This window comes from gamma proteobacterium symbiont of Axiagastus rosmarus (assembly GCF_059730925.1).
Genome location: NZ_AP035925.1, coordinates 2947416 through 2962207, shown reverse-complemented (window position 1 = coordinate 2962207; position 14792 = coordinate 2947416). Strand labels below are relative to the sequence as shown.

The 14792-nt window shown below is 49.9% G+C and carries 19 protein-coding genes and 4 pseudogenes; 15 read left to right on the top strand and 8 right to left on the bottom strand.

Features of this window, described 5'->3' with window-relative positions; all coding sequences use genetic code 11:
• Nucleotides 1–21: 21 nt before the first annotated feature.
• The 4 genes from AC6I8F_RS14040 (at nt 22) to AC6I8F_RS14025 (ending at nt 2420) form a co-directional block, all read left to right on the top strand.
• Nucleotides 22–840 (top strand): hypothetical protein, encoded by an 819-nt coding sequence (locus AC6I8F_RS14040; protein ID WP_498028127.1) that lies wholly within the window; start codon nt 22–24, stop codon nt 838–840.
• A gap of 254 nt (nt 841–1094) precedes the next feature.
• On the top strand, nt 1095–1427 hold the full coding sequence (locus tag AC6I8F_RS14035) for a phage holin family protein (RefSeq protein ID WP_498028126.1): 333 nt from the start codon (nt 1095–1097) through the stop codon (nt 1425–1427).
• Complete coding sequence (locus tag AC6I8F_RS14030; protein WP_498028125.1) at nt 1414–1890, top strand: glycoside hydrolase family 19 protein; 477 nt, start codon at nt 1414–1416, stop codon at nt 1888–1890. Before AC6I8F_RS14035 ends, AC6I8F_RS14030 begins: the two co-directional genes overlap by 14 nt.
• Nucleotides 1891–1952: 62 nt before the next feature.
• Nucleotides 1953–2420: a hypothetical protein gene (locus AC6I8F_RS14025; protein WP_498028124.1), complete on the top strand. Its 468-nt coding sequence runs from the start codon at nt 1953–1955 to the stop codon at nt 2418–2420.
• Nucleotides 2421–2566: 146 nt separating this feature from the next.
• Here AC6I8F_RS14025 and AC6I8F_RS14020 read toward each other — a convergent pair whose 3' ends face one another.
• Entirely contained in the window at nt 2567–2962 is a 396-nt protein-coding gene (locus tag AC6I8F_RS14020; RefSeq protein ID WP_498028123.1) for a hypothetical protein, read from the bottom strand.
• Nucleotides 2963–3040: 78 nt separating this feature from the next.
• Here AC6I8F_RS14020 and AC6I8F_RS14015 point away from each other — a divergent pair, with 78 nt between their 5' ends.
• The 3 genes and pseudogenes from AC6I8F_RS14015 (at nt 3041) to AC6I8F_RS14005 (ending at nt 4304) form a co-directional block, all read left to right on the top strand.
• Nucleotides 3041–3475 (top strand): terminase small subunit-like protein, encoded by a 435-nt coding sequence (locus AC6I8F_RS14015; protein WP_498028122.1) that lies wholly within the window; start codon nt 3041–3043, stop codon nt 3473–3475.
• Nucleotides 3472–3639, top strand: a pseudogene (locus AC6I8F_RS14010) (PBSX family phage terminase large subunit); the annotation flags it as partial. The gene AC6I8F_RS14015 and the pseudogene AC6I8F_RS14010, both read left to right, overlap by 4 nt.
• Before the next feature lie 81 nt (nt 3640–3720).
• Nucleotides 3721–4304 (top strand): annotated as a pseudogene (locus AC6I8F_RS14005) (DUF6246 family protein).
• Here the strand turns inward: AC6I8F_RS14005 and AC6I8F_RS14000 are convergent.
• A protein-coding gene (locus tag AC6I8F_RS14000; RefSeq protein WP_117111563.1) for an IS3 family transposase occupies nt 4301–5448 on the bottom strand; the annotation gives its coding sequence in 2 pieces (ribosomal slippage) (nt 4301–5211 and nt 5211–5448; 1149 coding nt in all). The pseudogene AC6I8F_RS14005 and the gene AC6I8F_RS14000 overlap by 4 nt on opposite strands.
• A gap of 22 nt (nt 5449–5470) precedes the next feature.
• Nucleotides 5471–5821 carry a hypothetical protein gene (locus tag AC6I8F_RS13995; protein ID WP_498028121.1) on the bottom strand — a complete coding sequence of 117 codons (351 nt, stop codon included), beginning with the start codon at nt 5819–5821 and terminating at the stop codon, nt 5471–5473.
• A gap of 99 nt (nt 5822–5920) precedes the next feature.
• On the opposite strand from AC6I8F_RS13995, the gene AC6I8F_RS13990 reads away from it, so the two are divergent.
• Complete coding sequence (locus tag AC6I8F_RS13990; protein WP_498028120.1) at nt 5921–6061, top strand: hypothetical protein; 141 nt, start codon at nt 5921–5923, stop codon at nt 6059–6061.
• Between the two features lie 8 nt (nt 6062–6069).
• On the opposite strand, the gene AC6I8F_RS13985 is transcribed toward AC6I8F_RS13990, so the two are convergent.
• Nucleotides 6070–6516 (bottom strand): hypothetical protein, encoded by a 447-nt coding sequence (locus tag AC6I8F_RS13985; RefSeq protein WP_498028119.1) that lies wholly within the window; start codon nt 6514–6516, stop codon nt 6070–6072.
• A 74-nt stretch (nt 6517–6590) separates the two neighbouring features.
• Nucleotides 6591–7118, bottom strand: coding sequence for a hypothetical protein (locus AC6I8F_RS13980; RefSeq protein ID WP_498028810.1), 528 nt, complete (start codon nt 7116–7118; stop codon nt 6591–6593).
• Between AC6I8F_RS13980 and AC6I8F_RS13975 the strand changes: the two are divergent.
• Nucleotides 7093–7353: pseudogene (locus tag AC6I8F_RS13975) on the top strand (hypothetical protein); the annotation flags it as partial. The gene AC6I8F_RS13980 and the pseudogene AC6I8F_RS13975 overlap by 26 nt on opposite strands.
• Nucleotides 7354–7589: 236 nt before the next feature.
• Here AC6I8F_RS13975 and AC6I8F_RS13970 read toward each other — a convergent pair.
• Nucleotides 7590–7759, bottom strand: a pseudogene (locus AC6I8F_RS13970) (integrase); the annotation flags it as partial.
• Between the two features lie 396 nt (nt 7760–8155).
• On the opposite strand from AC6I8F_RS13970, the gene AC6I8F_RS13965 reads away from it, so the two are divergent.
• The 4 genes from AC6I8F_RS13965 (at nt 8156) to AC6I8F_RS13950 (ending at nt 11256) form a co-directional block, all read left to right on the top strand.
• A complete protein-coding gene (locus tag AC6I8F_RS13965) occupies nt 8156–8401 on the top strand; it encodes a hypothetical protein (RefSeq protein ID WP_498028118.1) in 246 nt (81 codons plus the stop codon).
• Nucleotides 8402–8559: 158 nt separating this feature from the next.
• Entirely contained in the window at nt 8560–10104 is a 1545-nt protein-coding gene (locus AC6I8F_RS13960) for a methyl-accepting chemotaxis protein (RefSeq protein ID WP_058769414.1), read from the top strand.
• A gap of 360 nt (nt 10105–10464) precedes the next feature.
• Complete coding sequence (locus AC6I8F_RS13955; protein ID WP_233209851.1) at nt 10465–10890, top strand: cell envelope integrity TolA C-terminal domain-containing protein; 426 nt, start codon at nt 10465–10467, stop codon at nt 10888–10890.
• Nucleotides 10891–11040: 150 nt separating this feature from the next.
• Nucleotides 11041–11256, top strand: a complete 216-nt coding sequence (locus tag AC6I8F_RS13950; RefSeq protein WP_021508621.1) for a hypothetical protein — start codon at nt 11041–11043, stop codon at nt 11254–11256.
• A gap of 31 nt (nt 11257–11287) precedes the next feature.
• On the opposite strand, the gene AC6I8F_RS13945 is transcribed toward AC6I8F_RS13950, so the two are convergent.
• Nucleotides 11288–12367, bottom strand: a complete 1080-nt coding sequence (locus tag AC6I8F_RS13945; RefSeq protein ID WP_498028117.1) for an FAD-dependent oxidoreductase — start codon at nt 12365–12367, stop codon at nt 11288–11290.
• Nucleotides 12368–12444: 77 nt separating this feature from the next.
• Between AC6I8F_RS13945 and AC6I8F_RS13940 the strand changes: the two genes are divergently transcribed.
• Both AC6I8F_RS13940 and AC6I8F_RS13935 read left to right on the top strand, forming a co-directional pair.
• Nucleotides 12445–12900: a MarR family winged helix-turn-helix transcriptional regulator gene (locus AC6I8F_RS13940; RefSeq protein ID WP_058769416.1), complete on the top strand. Its 456-nt coding sequence runs from the start codon at nt 12445–12447 to the stop codon at nt 12898–12900.
• Nucleotides 12901–13100: 200 nt separating this feature from the next.
• Nucleotides 13101–13880 (top strand): BPL-N domain-containing protein, encoded by a 780-nt coding sequence (locus AC6I8F_RS13935; protein ID WP_498028804.1) that lies wholly within the window; start codon nt 13101–13103, stop codon nt 13878–13880.
• Between the two features lie 23 nt (nt 13881–13903).
• Here AC6I8F_RS13935 and AC6I8F_RS13930 read toward each other — a convergent pair whose 3' ends face one another.
• Nucleotides 13904–14479, bottom strand: coding sequence for a TetR/AcrR family transcriptional regulator (locus AC6I8F_RS13930; RefSeq protein ID WP_058757919.1), 576 nt, complete (start codon nt 14477–14479; stop codon nt 13904–13906).
• Nucleotides 14480–14792 lie beyond the last annotated feature (313 nt).

Genomic DNA, 14792 nt, shown 5'->3' with positions numbered 1-14792 from the left:
CCTTTTGACAAGGAAATCATCATGGCTTGGCAGGGTACACCGTTTCTGTTTGATCAAGGTCTTTCGACAAGTGATTTAGTAATAGCTTTAAGCCGCATGCCTAAAATTATTGTGGATTCGCCTCCTGATTATACAAATCTTGTTGTCACGGCGCTTGTAAGTTTGGTTGCTGGTCTTTTTCCAGCTCTTATAGCAGTTTGGACATTTAAGCGTAACGCCGATAATGTGAGAACTGAGCGAGAGATTCAACAAGAGTTTTTGCGTGAAGAGCGAAGAAATCAGCAAATGTCATTTGAGGAAGATAGAAAAACTCAAATTATAATCGCAGAAAGAAATTTCAATATGCAGGTTCTTTCAGGTAATAGGCAAAGCTGGATAAATGCCTTGAGAGACATAGTTGCCGATTATATGGTTGAAGCGCCTGCTCTGGTTGATGCTACTAATAGTTACAGGTTGCAAACTGAGCATGTGAGAAAGTTTCATAAAATTTTAGAGCAAAAAAAATTAGAGGATCAAAGCGATTACTTTAGAGTTGAGCACGATAAAGCTTTGCAAGAGCTTAGTTCTTCCTCTAAAAAAATGGATGAGAAAAATGAAAAGGTTTCTCTCCTTTCTTCTAAGATTTTAATGATGTTAAACCCTGCTGAAGATGAATATCAAAAGATTAAAAGTTTATTTGGGCGTGTTCGAGTAATCAATTCAGTTGTGGTGAAGCCTGATTTTGATAATGATAAATTTGGACGTGAATATGCGGAAGTCTTAGACATAACGAACAATCTTCTGATATATGCTCAATCTATTTTTAAGAGGGAGTGGGAAAGGGTTAAAGCTGGAATTTGATTTAAATATAGACTCTAAGTATTTGAGTCCTTTTATTATCGCCCCTGCCAATCATTTTAAACCTCACTCGTGATCCTGTGTGGCAGCGGGCGACTTTTCTGCACAAAAAATCCGCACTCAGGCGGATTATTTCTTCGGCTACCCAACGGCGCAAGGCGGGGCTTCTCTCTCGACAAGATGAAGCTTAACCGGGCTTGTTCTGTTCAATATTTAGATAATTCCTATTTGGACAAGTCCCCTATGCGGGGGTGGAAATGAAACGTATGCCTTACAAATCCGATCCTGGCTTAATTGCCGCGCTGATCGCGCTGGGCATGACAGTGCTCGGCTCGGTTGCGGCCTATGCCTATAAGGTTCTGAGCGGCGACTCATTCAGCTGGCGCACGCTCTGTCTTCAGTTAATCGTATCCGTGTTCGCTGGCTTTCTGATGATGCTGCTGGCGACATACTGGACTGGCCTCAGGAAGTCACCGGCGCAATATGTGGTATGGCTGGCTGGTCCGGCTCATCGCTTATCAAAGCACTGGAAAAGCGTTTCCTGCAAAAAGCTTCAGGAGATGCAGGGGTGCCGCAATGATGAATCGTGAGCAGTTTAAGAAGGCCGCAGACATCAGTGATGCGCTGGCCGATAAGTGGTTTCCGCATGTAATGGCGACCATGAAAGAGTTCGGCATTGATACGGCAAAGCGCCAGGCGCACTTCATCGCTCAGGTCGGCACAGAATCCGCTGGATTCACGCGAGTGTCTGAGAATCTCAATTACAGCGTGGAAGGCCTGAAGATTTTTGGCGAGCGTTTAAATCCTGCACAGCGAGAGCAACTTGGACGTCAGCCCGGCGCCGCTTCATTATCTGCAGAGCGTCAGGCAGCGATCGCCAATCTTGTTTACGGCGGCAGATACAGGAATAACCTCAACGGTGACGGCTGGAAGTATCGTGATTGCGGGCTTGAACAGGTAACTTTCCGCGCAAATTACGAAACGTGCGGCAAAGCGCTGAACCTGCCGCTGCTGGATAGCCACGCTGTGAAGCGTTGCGACACTGTGAGATAAAATCTCTTCACTAGGATTAATCCTGGCGCTAATGTATGGATTCCATTTGCTAAGGAGGAACCATGACATCGCTCCGCAACTTGCTTGTAATAGGCACAAACTATCTGGTTGATAATAAACTTATAAATTTAGATAGCAGCAAGGATATAGATGATCCATCTGGGCATGCGTTTACCGAGATATCAGGAAAAAAATCAGTGATAATCTGGCAGGGGATAAGCTGCGAAGAAATTAAGATCTCAGTATGGTGGGACTATGATCACGAAAATCACCCGCAGGCAAATAAAGCGGGTTCATCAAAGGAAAGATTCCAGACAAGTAGGCCCTTAGCAAAATCCCAGCATTATCCAAAATTCATTGGAGCAATGGTGAGTGGATGGCTCGAAAGAAAAACGAGTAAACATCTGCAGGGAGAAAAAAACGAAGGGCTTGTTGATACTTACATCCGGCGTACAAATAAAATCGAATTAGAAGGCCTGCCTAAAACAGATGGCAAAGGTTTTAAATCATCCGGAAAGTTCTTTAGATAACCGCCTACGGGCGGTTTTTTGTTGTTCATATGGCGCTTGGGTAGACCTCGTGCCGGATGACGTGCTTAAGATGGAGTACGTGCCGGTGGATGGGGACAGTAATCAGTAAAGTTGATCACTGCCAGCCTCATGCTGAGCCTAACTTTTTAGTAAGGGAAGGGAATGTTGTCGAGCCAATCTACAATGTTCTTCTTTCCAAACTTACCTGGATCTCCTGGTTCATAACTGGCAGCTTCCGCGCCGTCTAATACACCACGACCAAATTGAGTATCAGGGTTATAGCCAGAGGATGAATGGGCATCAATCGACATTCTGTCTAATGTCACTTGAGGATTGTTAGCAAAATAAGACCTGAAAAGCATCAGTGCTGGAACAATATGATTGAGCCAATCTTCGACAGGTTGATCAGTGGTGTCAAGCTTTGGGTAACGGTATGAGGTGCCACCTAAGTCTTCCCATCCGTACCGTTCAAACATCGTCTTAATACGTCCGTGGTCATTCGCTCCATAACCACTTAAATCAAATGTGACTATAACCGGCATAGCACTCTCCTTTGTTATTTGGATGATCATTCGGCACGGAGACACTTTTCTTTAATAAAAATATCTTATGGAGTTTCTATGGCGACCAAAACAAAAACTGGCCGCCCTTCTGATTATCTACCAGAGGTGGCTGCTGATATCTGCTCACTGCTTGCCGATGGTGAAAGCCTGCGCAAAGTTTGTGAGCGCCCGGGGATGCCGAATAAGGCAACTGTATTCCGCTGGCTTGCTCAGCATGAAGAGTTTCGCGACCAATACGCGAAAGCCACCGAGACCCGCGCCGATGCAATTTTAGAAGAGATGTTCGACATAGCAGACAGTGTTGCCGAAGAGGCCGCAGCTGTAGGTAAAGCACGACTCCGCATCGACGCCCGCAAATGGGCACTAGCGCGAATGAACCCGAAGAAGTACGGCGATAAAGTCAGCCAGGAAATAGATCACAAGTCATCTGATGGCAGCATGGCAACCAAGCCGACGACCATTCAGCTTCTTCCCGTTGAACCAAAAGAATGAGTGATGCCGTTCAACTTCCAATACCCGCCAAACTTGCGCCACTTTTTACTGCCATCAATAAACGCTACCGCTGTTCACACGGTGGTCGTGGTAGCGCCAAGACGCGCACATTTGCTCTGATGACAGCGGTGAAAGCGTACCAGGCGATGATGAATGGCGTTACCTGCGCAGTTAAAGTTACGGGCTCGTAACCATTACAAGGGCGGTTGCGACTGACTGCCCTTGATAATGATTCTGGAGAAACTATGGCCCCGGCAAAAGAGATAGGCGAATGCCTGTTTACAGTGGGTGAGGATGACTATTTCTTCAGGCCATCATTCGCAAACATGATGCGAATCGGCGACCCGCAGGAGATAGTTCAGGCCTTCTTCGACCTGTATGATGATGAGCAATCATCACTGGTAAGGAGCGCTGTCGCGGCTTTTGGCGGTATTCCAGCTTGGCTGGCGAGTTATCTGAGCCGCCCGCAGTCCAGTAAGCGGCTGTGTACGCGGCGATGAATGTGATGGCGGCATGCTGTGATGAAGATATCAGCATCCTGATTGGCGAGTTAAAACCGGGAAAGTCCGGTAAGTGGCTATTCGTCTACCGGAAAGGCTTAATGCCGGTCAGTGACATGTTGCTGATCGCACAGTCACTCATTCAACATGGAATCATCGGCAAGGCAAAGGTAAGGAAACTGCAGCGCCATGAGGGCAGTCAGTCATCATCTGAATTCAATGCTTTCGAGTACATCAACGCAGCGCGAACGCACCTCGGTATGAGCAGGGAAGAGGCTGAGAGACTGACAATGATGGAGTTTCAGATTGAATCGCCACGGATAATCTAGACACTTTCGAGCCGTTGATAATATTTGTTTTCGTATTCAGTTGGTGGCATCTGATCGCTCGAGCCATGCCGACGCTTACTGTTATAAAACATTTCGATGTAATCAAAAATATCACTGCGGGCTTCTTCCCGTGTTCCGTAGATCTTTTTCTTAATCCGTTCGCGTTTCAGTAGCTGGAAAAAGCTTTCCGCAACCGCGTTGTCGTGACAGTTACCGCGACGACTCATGCTGCCTTCCAGACCGTGTGATTTCAGGAACGATTGCCACTCATGGCTCGTGTATTGACTGCCCTGATCAGAATGAACCAGTACCTGTTTTTGAGGATTACGCCTCCACACCGCCATTAATAATGCGTTCAGGACAATCTCTTTTGTCATGCGGGGTTGCATTGACCAGCCGACAACTTTCCGGGAGAACAGGTCAACCACCACGGCCAGATACAGCCAGCCTTCGTGAGTTCGGATGTAGGTTATGTCCGTCACCCAACGCTCATCTGGTGAGTCCGGATTGAACTGCCGCTGGAGCCTGTTCGGTACCACGATGCTGGCTTCGCCTTTACGTGCCCGTGGGCTACGGTACCCAACCTGAGCTTTTATACCGGCACGCTTCATCAGCCGCCAGACCCGGTTCACTCCGCACTGCTGCCCGCTATCCCGCAGGTCCAGATGGATCTTGCGATAACCATAGACGCAGCCAGACGCAAGCCAGAACTGTTTGATCTGCCCGGTCAGCATCTGGTCTGCCTGGTGACGCTGTGAATGTGGCTGCTGAAGCCAGACATAAAATCCACTCGGATGGACGTCCAGAACCCGACAGAGCAAACGAACAGGCCAGCAACGGCGGTTGTCGCGGATAAAGGCGTACCTCAGTCGGACAGTTTTGCGAAGTACGCCGCGGCTTTTTTTAGTATGTCTCTCTCGTCGGTAACCCGCTTCAGCTCTTTCTGGAGTCGGCGGATCTCGGCCTGAGCATCTGACTGTTCTTTATTAGTGGATGAGTCCGGGCCGTACTTCTTTATCCAGGCGTAAAGACTGTGGGTGGTGATATCGAGACGTGTTGCAACGCTGGAAACAGAATGACCGCGATCAACAACCTGTTTGACTGCTTCGATTTTAAACTCTTCGGGATAACGCTTACCGCTCATGGGCACCTCTCTTTAAGCCATCTTAAATGACTCCGAGGTGTCTGTTAAAGCCGTGGCGATTCACCTTGCCATTAAGTAGCATTTCTACGCACTGCGTAGGATAAAGGTCATCAGCAGGTTGAAACCGTTGATAATCTGAGTCAGCACTAAGCATCACATCGTGATTCACACTGACTATCCAACCATCTGGATTAGTGGGATTAGGCTCCCGGACACACAAAAGCCTAGCCTGAAAAAAATTATCAGGTAGGCCATCAAGCATACAGCCTGTTGCCCATTGAAGAAGCTCTTCTGTTGAATGTCCTAGCTTGGAGTTTTGTTGTTTTTGCTGGTTAGTGATTAGTCGCTTGAATGTGGTGAGAAAAGAAAACATACCGCCTCCTTGGTTTTGCCAAAGTTAACATATTATTGCCATCACCATGGACTGTCTCATTTTGATGTCAATATATCTGGGGGGATAAAGAGGTTCTCAATGTCCGACACCTACCGCATTACAGTAACCACCAAATCCGGTGAAACGCTTGAAGGCCTGATGAACAGCTCTCAGCCAGAAGTAGTCAACGGCTTCATTGGAATTGATCTACGGTGGCGGTTGGTTATATCTGGCTCCTAATGACGTGCTTAAGATGGAATATGTGCCAATGCAAGCTGAATACGATCCCAGCGAGCTAGATACTTTTCATCGTCTGCTTTAGATATTTTGAAAAGTGGCACCTGATGATGCCACGTTGACTGAGCATCAACGTCGTTGCTTGGGACAATATACACCGTAGGAACTGAAGTGTTTTTTATATCTTCAGACATATTACAGAAGACATAAAACAAGTCTGGCGACACGATTGGCCTATGATTGCCAACGGTCGATTGCCTTGGAGCAGATCTGGCCCAAGAACCTTTTATCTGAATACTTATGCTTTTAGAACCGTCAACTGTCGCAATGATATCGACCCTGCTTGAACCGCTCGTTGTTAAAGCTGCGCTTATGCCAAGGCGAGAAAGCATATAGGAAATATAATATTCTCCTGCATCACCGGCATTCTTTGCGGTACGTTTAGTAACTTCTGACATATTAAATTCCTGAAATTAAAATGGCACTCACCGACAAACAAGAGATGTTCTGTCGCGAGTGATAATGTTGAATGTCAGTTTTTTTGACGCTCAAAGCGGATATTAACCTTATGCCCTTTGATGGTTACATCTTGTTGCTGACCGGGCAAAATTATACCAGCCCAGTAAATTGATTGACCATTGAGCGCCCGCAGGAAGCGAACAGTATATTTATTATTTTTCTTAGTGACCTGAACTGTTAAGAATTGCATCTCGTCACTCTCTTGGTGAGATGACGTTTGCGGCACGATCAGGCCTAACCCTTGTGTCATAAAGCGCACACCATCAATCGTTACCGATACCCAAAAGGATTCATAGGGGTCAGCACAATCTCTGACAGTCTGCTTAGGTTCCCCGAAGGCTTCAAAAGTAACGGTTGAACATAAATCGCTGTTAGCCAGAGCGGGGTAAGATAGACCTAAAAGGATGAGCGCAAATGCATTGGCGTTAGTTCGTATGTTCATAGTCACCATGAGTGAAAAGGGTTTTAAGAGTATATCGGCCTTATCTATAAAAACTTGATGGGAAATATTGAAAATGGCATCACCAGATTGGGAGGCCATCGAGTCGGCTTACCGGGCTGGGTTGATGTCTATCCGCGAGATTGCATCGCAGCAAGGCATTACCCATACCGCGATTAACAAGCGGGCGAAGAAATAGGGATGGGAGCGCGACCTAAAGGCGAAGATAAAAGCCAAGGCTGAATCACTGGTTTCCAAACGTGAGGTTTCCAGGCAGGTTTCCAGCGAAAAAATGGTTTCCGAACGGCAGATGATTGAGGCTAATCGGCCGATAATCTGAATGGGAATGCAAAAGTATTTGCGTAATCCAGACCTTTGCACTCTGTGTCGTATTTGTGTCGCCACAGAATGCATGCCGACGAAGGTGAATTACATTGAATGACGCTTACGACATAATACGTGTTGCGAGCATGGATTAATGGTCTTGTTTCAATGGTTTATATTAAGGTCTACTATCTTCTAAGCCGTAGGTCACAGGTTCGAATCCTGTAGGGGCCAAGCAAAATCAATTACTTAACAACCTCCTTCAGCCTTCAAAATTTCACCGTGGGACAGATTTGGGACACGACGCCAAAAATCGCGTCAATTTGCCTCGCGTGCTCTGTCAGATGGTTAGGTGACAGATATGCATACCTGCGAACCATTTCGATGCGCTTCCATCCGCCCATCTCTGTGCTGAGGCTACAGCACGGCGTGAAGCGACAAAACGCCAGCTCATTGTGGCCTATGCGCCCTGATGAAATACTCCCGCTGACAGTCAACACGCGATGCCTTTTCAGGCCGGAATTATATACGTTAACCTGATCATTCAGGATAGATACGAGGTTTCCTGCCAGGTGAATTTTCTGAATCTCTGTCAGTCAGGCGCGGATGACGATATTCATTGAAAATGTTTGAGAAATAATTATGGCGCCTGATTCGGGAGCGCGTCAGGCCATTCCTGCTAAATACTTACGGCCGTTAATATCAACCTGTCACCTTTTAAGTGGGGATAGTAAATAATAATTAACCTTTTATAAAAACTTTGCGGGCTATTTTTCTTTTTCTGGTTTAGTGGCGTTACGGCTGGATGATAACAGGTGTTTAGCGTTGGCAGGATTGCAGGTCAGTTGAAGAAAATTCATTCATTATTTTTTTCATTAAAATCAATTGATTGGTTATTGCTCTTGAACGTTGCCAGAATTATTGCGTCAGGAAAAGAAGAGGGTGTCAGCGGTAGCATATCGGTGAAAAATTTCCTGGTGCGGAGGGTTTTAAGCCAGGTATTGATTACCTGCATGCAAGAATTATTTTTCTCAAAAAGCCGCGGATTAATTTTATATTGAGAGTGTCACTAATATAGCGATATGTAACCCGCGTAAATCTGAATAACGGGTCCGAAATTAATTTTAAAATTAACTATTCCGGGTGATGAATCTGCGTCACACAATGCCGATAACACATTCATATCTGACACTCTCATCTACTTACAGCGAGAATTAATATGAAAATATCCACCCGACTTGCAACGGGCTTTGGCCTGCTTGTTGTACTTTTTATTATCTGTACCGGCATTGCGCTCAACGCCCTGAGTAATGCGAGCAAAGGTATGGACGATGCGGTTAACGTCAAAATGAAAAAGTATCAGCTGGTGCTGGATATGCGTGGCAGCATCAGGGATATGGGCATTGCGGTTCGTAACCTGGCGCTCTTAACAGATATTGAGGCAATGAAGCCTGAATGGGAGCGCGTACAAAAACAAGAAGCGCAGTATATAGCCAGCCGTAAGGCTCTGGCTGAGGTGATGCAGGAGGATTCAACACCGCAGGGGCGGGAAGTCATGAGCCGCATTACTGAAGCTGAGGAGCCTGCACTTGCGTCGCTGAAGCAGGCTGGCCGGCTCGGGCTTGAAAATCGTGCCGAGGAAGCCACTGCCTATCTGCTGAATGTCACGCGCCCGGTGCAGAGTACCTTGCTCAAAGCGCTTAATGACATGACGCTGGTTCAGATGAAAAATACGCAGTCCGCTGTTGAAACCAACAGTCAGGCGACACGCCGGGCATCGCTGATCCTGATGTTGCTCGCGGCCGCATCAGCACTGCTGGCAGTGGGAACGTGCGTTATGACCATTCGCGTACTGATGCGTCAGCTGGGCGGCGAGCCTGTACAGGCGCAGACTCTTGCGGCAACCATTGCTTCTGGCGATTTGACGACGCCTGTAACGCTGCGAAACAATGACAGTACCAGCCTGATGGCTTCTCTGGATGGCATGCAGGCAAACCTGCGTGGTCTGGTGTCAAAGATAAAAGACTCTGCTGCTTCAGTGGCGCTGGCGGCGGATGAGATATCACAGGGCAATACAGAATTGTCATCCCGCACCGAGGAGCAGGCTGCAGCGCTGCAGGAAACTGCGGCCAGTATGGAGCAGCTTACCGCCACCGTGAAAAGTAATACGGCCGGCGCGCAGCAGACCGCTGGGTCTGCCCGGGATGCGGCAACGCTGGCACGCGCAGGAGAGGCCGACGTACAGCGTATGTCTGAAACCATGAATGAGATCTCATTGAGCGCGACAAAGGTACGGGACATCACCTCCGTGATCGAAAGCATTGCCTTCCAGACCAACATTCTGGCGCTCAACGCAGCGGTGGAGGCCGCACGGGCAGGTGAAGAAGGACGCGGTTTTGCCGTGGTTGCCGGTGAAGTCAGAACGCTTGCACAGCGCAGTGCAAATGCTGCTCGCGACATCAAACAGCTGATTGAACAGGCCGTTGAGCAAGTCGAAAGCGGCGTTGAGGTGGCAGCAGGTACAGGGCAGAGCATATTGAAGATTGTCAGCATGGTGGGCGAACTGGCAGAGGCCATGGATAATATTTCACTGGCTTCTTCAGAACAGATGCAGGGCATTTCTCAGGTTAGCATTGCGGTAAGTCAGATGGATGGTGTCACGCAGAATAACGCTGCGCTGGTTGAAGAGTCCTCTTCGGCGTCTCAGTCTCTCTCTGAGCAGGCGCACGCTCTGCGGGGGATGGTGGACACATTTCGTGTCTGACGTAAAAGGGCTCAGCGTTCCTGAGTAGAAATCAGACTAAGGACGCCCAATAAATCACTTGCATATTGGGGATTGAGTCGGGTGGGGCGGAAAGATCTTTGCTGAATTTATTCTGCAGCCGTCCCGACCTTTCAACAGAAACTTATCCCTGCATGTCAGGCTGGCCGAAACGCGCCGGCCTTATTCCACAGCCTCAAATGGGCCTGCAAACTGGCTTAATACCTTACGCTGTTTATTCCCACATCTGTAATGCGGTCGGTTGCTGGGTTGTGAGTATTCGCTGCCAATGCGAAAGCAACCCGATAGCAGGCGCGGTTTCCGCAATCTGTCCGGGATGATATAAATGCATAAATGATCTGCATGGAAGCCATGATGAAAAAAACACTCTCACTTATCGCCGTCATGTTATTAGTCGGCTGCCAGTCCCATACTAAACAAACAGCAAGGCAGTCATTCAGGTTTCCAACCGCTTCCGAGATAAGAAGCGAGTGCGAATCGCAAACCTCCTCGCAAATAGCAAATAAAGATACTCATCTGTGGCTTTGTCAGGCCGTTACCGCAATACAGTATCGGTTTTTTGACGCGAATTTATATCACGGTAAGACCTGTGATTTGGTCATTACGCAGCCCTTAGGTCAGCCACCGACAAACGTCACTGCGCAGGGCGGAGATGCTGATCTGTGCGCCGTCGCTATCGACGCGGTAAAGCAGGCGATAGATGCCAACACCTTTCCCATGCGGCCTGCGTATCTGAAAGAAAAGATACCGGTGCGTTTTGCGCCCTGACTGACTTTGTCCTGAGCAGACCGTTGCTGCATAAGCGTAACCATAGGTAACAAAGTTCGCCGTTTAACCCCTGTATATCACGCCGTCAGTTCTGCCAGGCTATGCTCAGCATTACTGACATAACACGTATCTTTATGGAGATTCAAGGCAATGAAAAAACAGTGGATTGCGGCCCTGGCAGCGGCAGGCCTTCTTTTAGTCGTTAGCGCCCAGGCAGAGGCAAAAGGGTGTCTGAAAGGCGCCGTCGCTGGCGGCGTGGCAGGTCATCTGGTTCATCATGGCGTTGCCGGAGCGGCAGCGGGCTGCGCGGTGGGCCACCACATGGCCGCCAAAAAACAGAAAGAGGCGGAACAAAAGCAACAGTAAACCGCGGGTGGCGGGTCACGTAAAACTGGCGTCAGGCTTTCTCATCGAACCAGTTCTGAAACCCCGCTATTGCATCAGGCATCATGTCGCGGGCGCGTTCCATTATCAGGGTCTCCGCAGAGCGTAGTCCGTTCTGCGGGTGCGGGGCTTCGCACAGTGCCTGAGCCAGATCGGCAGCATCAAGCATCGCCAGGTTGACCCCTACGCCAACCGGCGGCATCAGGTGAGCGGCATCGCCAATCAGGGTGATGCCCGGACGCGGTACCCAGCCAAAATCGGCGGGCAGGCTGTAAATCGGACGCCTGATATAGTCACCGGTGGCGTTCACTACCGACTGCAGGGAAGCAGCCCAGTCGCGGTAGCTGTCGCGTACCCAGGCGTTGATGCCGTGAGACGCTATATGCTGATCGATGACATCAATGTCTCGCTTCATCGCCGCATACACGCATATTCTTCCGCCACCGTTGCGTTGCGTGACCAGCGCCTGCGCTCCGCCAAAGCTGAACGCGGTCCCGTTGCCGGCAATGCTGTTGATTTGGTCGGACGGGTGATCTATCCAGCCTTCGAAAAAGGTAATGCCGGTATAAACCGGACGTACCGGTGTCAGATAACGGCGGACCCGCGACCAGGCACCGTCAGCACCAATCACGATATCGGCTTCGTAGCGCCTGCCGTTTCTGAATACCAGCCCGTGCGCTTTTTGCTGGCCATAGTCAACGTAATGCAGTTTGTGATCCCACTGCAGGGTCTGCGGTAACAGGGCGCTCAGCAGCAGGTTTTTCAACTCACCGCGATCGATTTCCGGTTTATCCATTTCACCTTCCGGTGTGAATCTGTCGACCTCAATGTCTCCGGTAAGGTAATTCAGCATCCGGCTTTCCTGATCCTCGTGCCTGGCGATGTTGATGAACTGTTCGAGCAGGCCCGCTCTGCGCAGCGCCGCCTGGCCGCTGTCAGCATGCAAATCAAGCGAGCCGCCCTGACTCTGTGCAGCATCCGCCGGCTCATCCTCAAACACCGTTACGTTAAAACCGTGGCGCTGAAGAATCACGGCCGCCGTGAGGCCTGCCGGGCCGCCGCCCACGATAGCGATAGTCAGTTTGTCCGACATGTCTTTTCTTCCCCAATGTGAAAGTGGATACTGTATAATCACAAAGTTGACATATCAACTACGCCACGGGATAAATAATGGGCAGCACAGAGATTTCAGACGCAGAGTGGCAGGCATGGCGCGGATATCGCCGGCTTGCTGAAATCATCACCGGACGCATTGTCAGAGAGATCAATGAGGCGACCGGGTTGTCCGGTCCGGATTTCATGATCCTGATGGAAATCAACCGCAGTCCGCAGGGCGTACTGCTGCAGCGTGAGCTGCTGGAATACCTTGAATGGGACAAGTCGCGGCTATCGCACCAGCTTTCACGTATGGCCGCCCGGGATCTGGTACAGCGCAGCCGCACGACTCGCGCAGGGATTTCAGTCCGCATGACAGAGGCAGGGAGCCAGCTGCTTGCTACAGCGCGGCCGATACATGCCGCGGGCGTGCGGCGAAATTTCCTCGATTTGCTGACGCCGGAAGACATCGAAGGGTTGATCGCTATCACCGGGCGGTTACGGCAGTCTGCCAGCGGTTTTATCGAATAATTCCCGGCCGGTCAGCTTCAGACACTCCTTCTGCAACCTGCACAATCACGGAAGCCGTTGACGGGATCATGTGAAAGAATAATTAAAACAGGGGTTTGTATTTTTCGCGCTGTCAGGCTGTTGACAGCCTCTTCGTGCTGGCCCTAAATTGAGCGGTCGCTCTAATTTTGAGCCTGGTCCTGCCGCTGATGGTGAAAACAATGTTACTGAGAGCCACCTCCCGTTTCTGGCGTTATCTGATGAAGAACCTTCTGACGTATGCTGCCATTCTGCTTGCCGGCGGATTAGCCACCGCGAATATGGCCAGTGCTGCCGTCACCCATGTCGCTATCTATCGCGGCGGTGCGGGCTGTCCGGGCTGCTCCGAAATGGTCCGTAAATCGCTGGAACAGAGCGGTCTGCCGCTGGACATCGCGTATGTCGGAGAGCAGGAAAAAATAAAGGTCACGGAGGATAATCTCGCCACTTTTGATGTGTACATCCAGCCCGGAGGCGGACAGGACATCCCCGGCGCCTTTGCTGCGCTGGGCGACGAAGGGGCTGAGGCCATACGCAAATTTGTCCGCAATGGAAAAAGCTTTCTCGGATTGTGTATGGGCGCGTATCTGGCTGATGAAAACTGGCTGGGGCTGATCCCCTCATCGCTGGACTCTGAAGTCATGCGCAAGGGGACTAACATACCCGACGAAGGCGATTACGTTGTCGATGTTGTCTGGCAGGGGAAAACCGAAAAATTTTATTATCAGGATGGTCCTTACCTGAATGCCGAAGACGCGCACGGCTTCGTCGCTCTGGCGCGCTATGCCAACGGTGATATCGCGCTGGCGAAATATACTTACGGTAAAGGCACGGTGCTCCTGAGCGGACCGCATCCGGAAGCGGATGAAAGCTGGATGGCGCCGGAGAAAAACAATCCGGCCTACACCTCAGCCGGCAGCAAGATGGCCAGACTGATTAATGATTTAAAGCCCGGGAGGTAAGCGGCTATGTGGAAAAATCCCTGCTAGCGACAAAGTTTCTGCAAGGCGGCCATTATCTCAAGAAAAAAATGTGTCCGCTTATCCGCAGAGTAGTTAAGAATAAGCGCGCTTGAGTAACCGTCAATCAGGGCGTGAAGATTACGCGCCACCTCGTCTTTACCTGCTTCGCTGAGGTGGCCAAATGCCTGGCCTGATAAGCCCTGACGGATGATCGCCGTCCACGTCTGCGTGCTGGAGAGCAGCAGCTGCTCAAATTGCGTATCCCTTGCCGCCAGCGGCCACAACTCGAGGTAGATCAACCAGTGAGAAGCCGGCCCGTCTGGCAGGAGATAATCCACCAGCGCACGAAAAAAGGCGTCATGCTGTGAATCATCCCTCTTTTCGCTCTCTACAGAGAAAGCGGCAACGTCCTCATCCAGCATGAAAGCAATCGAGTCCAGCCTCAGCGCATCCCAGTTTTTGAAATAGTGGTAGATGTGGCTGCGGGATATGCCCAGCGTGTTGGTCAGATCGCGGGTTGAAACATTGTTGAAGCCGCGCTCCCGAAACAGCTGCAGCGCCGCGAGAATGATATTTTTCTTAACCGTTTCTTTTTTCACGTTCAACCTTAAAAGACACCGTTTTCCTGAACGTTAATTCAGCAACCTGTCGACGGACCTGCCTTTCTGCGTTACGCCTCAGCGTGTTTCTCTTTAACCAGCCAGCGTACCTTAGCAGAAAATTTTCCCCCTGTCGGGGGCGGGATCGCAGCAGGCCAGCCAGGATTTGAGCGCAGTGCGAGCGCGCGGCTGCGGCGCAAACATGTGCTGTGCAGTCAGGGCGGTGCGGAATTTTAATCAGTCGCCATCCGGTAAAAATCGTGACCGGCCTCACACTTTCTCGTTTCTGACTATACTCAAACCTCCTTTTTAT

What these genes read in the sequence shown, in the direction of transcription:
- AC6I8F_RS14040 (WP_498028127.1), top strand. Translation starts at nt 22, where the DNA reads ATGGCTTGGCAGGGTACACCGTTTCTGTTTGATCAAGGTCTTTCGACA.
- AC6I8F_RS14035 (WP_498028126.1), top strand. Translation starts at nt 1,095, where the DNA reads ATGAAACGTATGCCTTACAAATCCGATCCTGGCTTAATTGCCGCGCTG.
- AC6I8F_RS14030 (WP_498028125.1), top strand. Translation starts at nt 1,414, where the DNA reads ATGATGAATCGTGAGCAGTTTAAGAAGGCCGCAGACATCAGTGATGCG.
- AC6I8F_RS14025 (WP_498028124.1), top strand. Translation starts at nt 1,953, where the DNA reads ATGACATCGCTCCGCAACTTGCTTGTAATAGGCACAAACTATCTGGTT.
- AC6I8F_RS14020 (WP_498028123.1), bottom strand. Translation starts at nt 2,962, where the DNA reads ATGCCGGTTATAGTCACATTTGATTTAAGTGGTTATGGAGCGAATGAC.
- AC6I8F_RS14015 (WP_498028122.1), top strand. Translation starts at nt 3,041, where the DNA reads ATGGCGACCAAAACAAAAACTGGCCGCCCTTCTGATTATCTACCAGAG.
- AC6I8F_RS13995 (WP_498028121.1), bottom strand. Translation starts at nt 5,821, where the DNA reads ATGTTTTCTTTTCTCACCACATTCAAGCGACTAATCACTAACCAGCAA.
- AC6I8F_RS13990 (WP_498028120.1), top strand. Translation starts at nt 5,921, where the DNA reads ATGTCCGACACCTACCGCATTACAGTAACCACCAAATCCGGTGAAACG.
- AC6I8F_RS13985 (WP_498028119.1), bottom strand. Translation starts at nt 6,516, where the DNA reads ATGTCAGAAGTTACTAAACGTACCGCAAAGAATGCCGGTGATGCAGGA.
- AC6I8F_RS13980 (WP_498028810.1), bottom strand. Translation starts at nt 7,118, where the DNA reads ATGGCCTCCCAATCTGGTGATGCCATTTTCAATATTTCCCATCAAGTT.
- AC6I8F_RS13960 (WP_058769414.1), top strand. Translation starts at nt 8,560, where the DNA reads ATGAAAATATCCACCCGACTTGCAACGGGCTTTGGCCTGCTTGTTGTA.
- AC6I8F_RS13955 (WP_233209851.1), top strand. Translation starts at nt 10,465, where the DNA reads ATGGAAGCCATGATGAAAAAAACACTCTCACTTATCGCCGTCATGTTA.
- AC6I8F_RS13950 (WP_021508621.1), top strand. Translation starts at nt 11,041, where the DNA reads ATGAAAAAACAGTGGATTGCGGCCCTGGCAGCGGCAGGCCTTCTTTTA.
- AC6I8F_RS13945 (WP_498028117.1), bottom strand. Translation starts at nt 12,367, where the DNA reads ATGTCGGACAAACTGACTATCGCTATCGTGGGCGGCGGCCCGGCAGGC.
- AC6I8F_RS13940 (WP_058769416.1), top strand. Translation starts at nt 12,445, where the DNA reads ATGGGCAGCACAGAGATTTCAGACGCAGAGTGGCAGGCATGGCGCGGA.
- AC6I8F_RS13935 (WP_498028804.1), top strand. Translation starts at nt 13,101, where the DNA reads ATGTTACTGAGAGCCACCTCCCGTTTCTGGCGTTATCTGATGAAGAAC.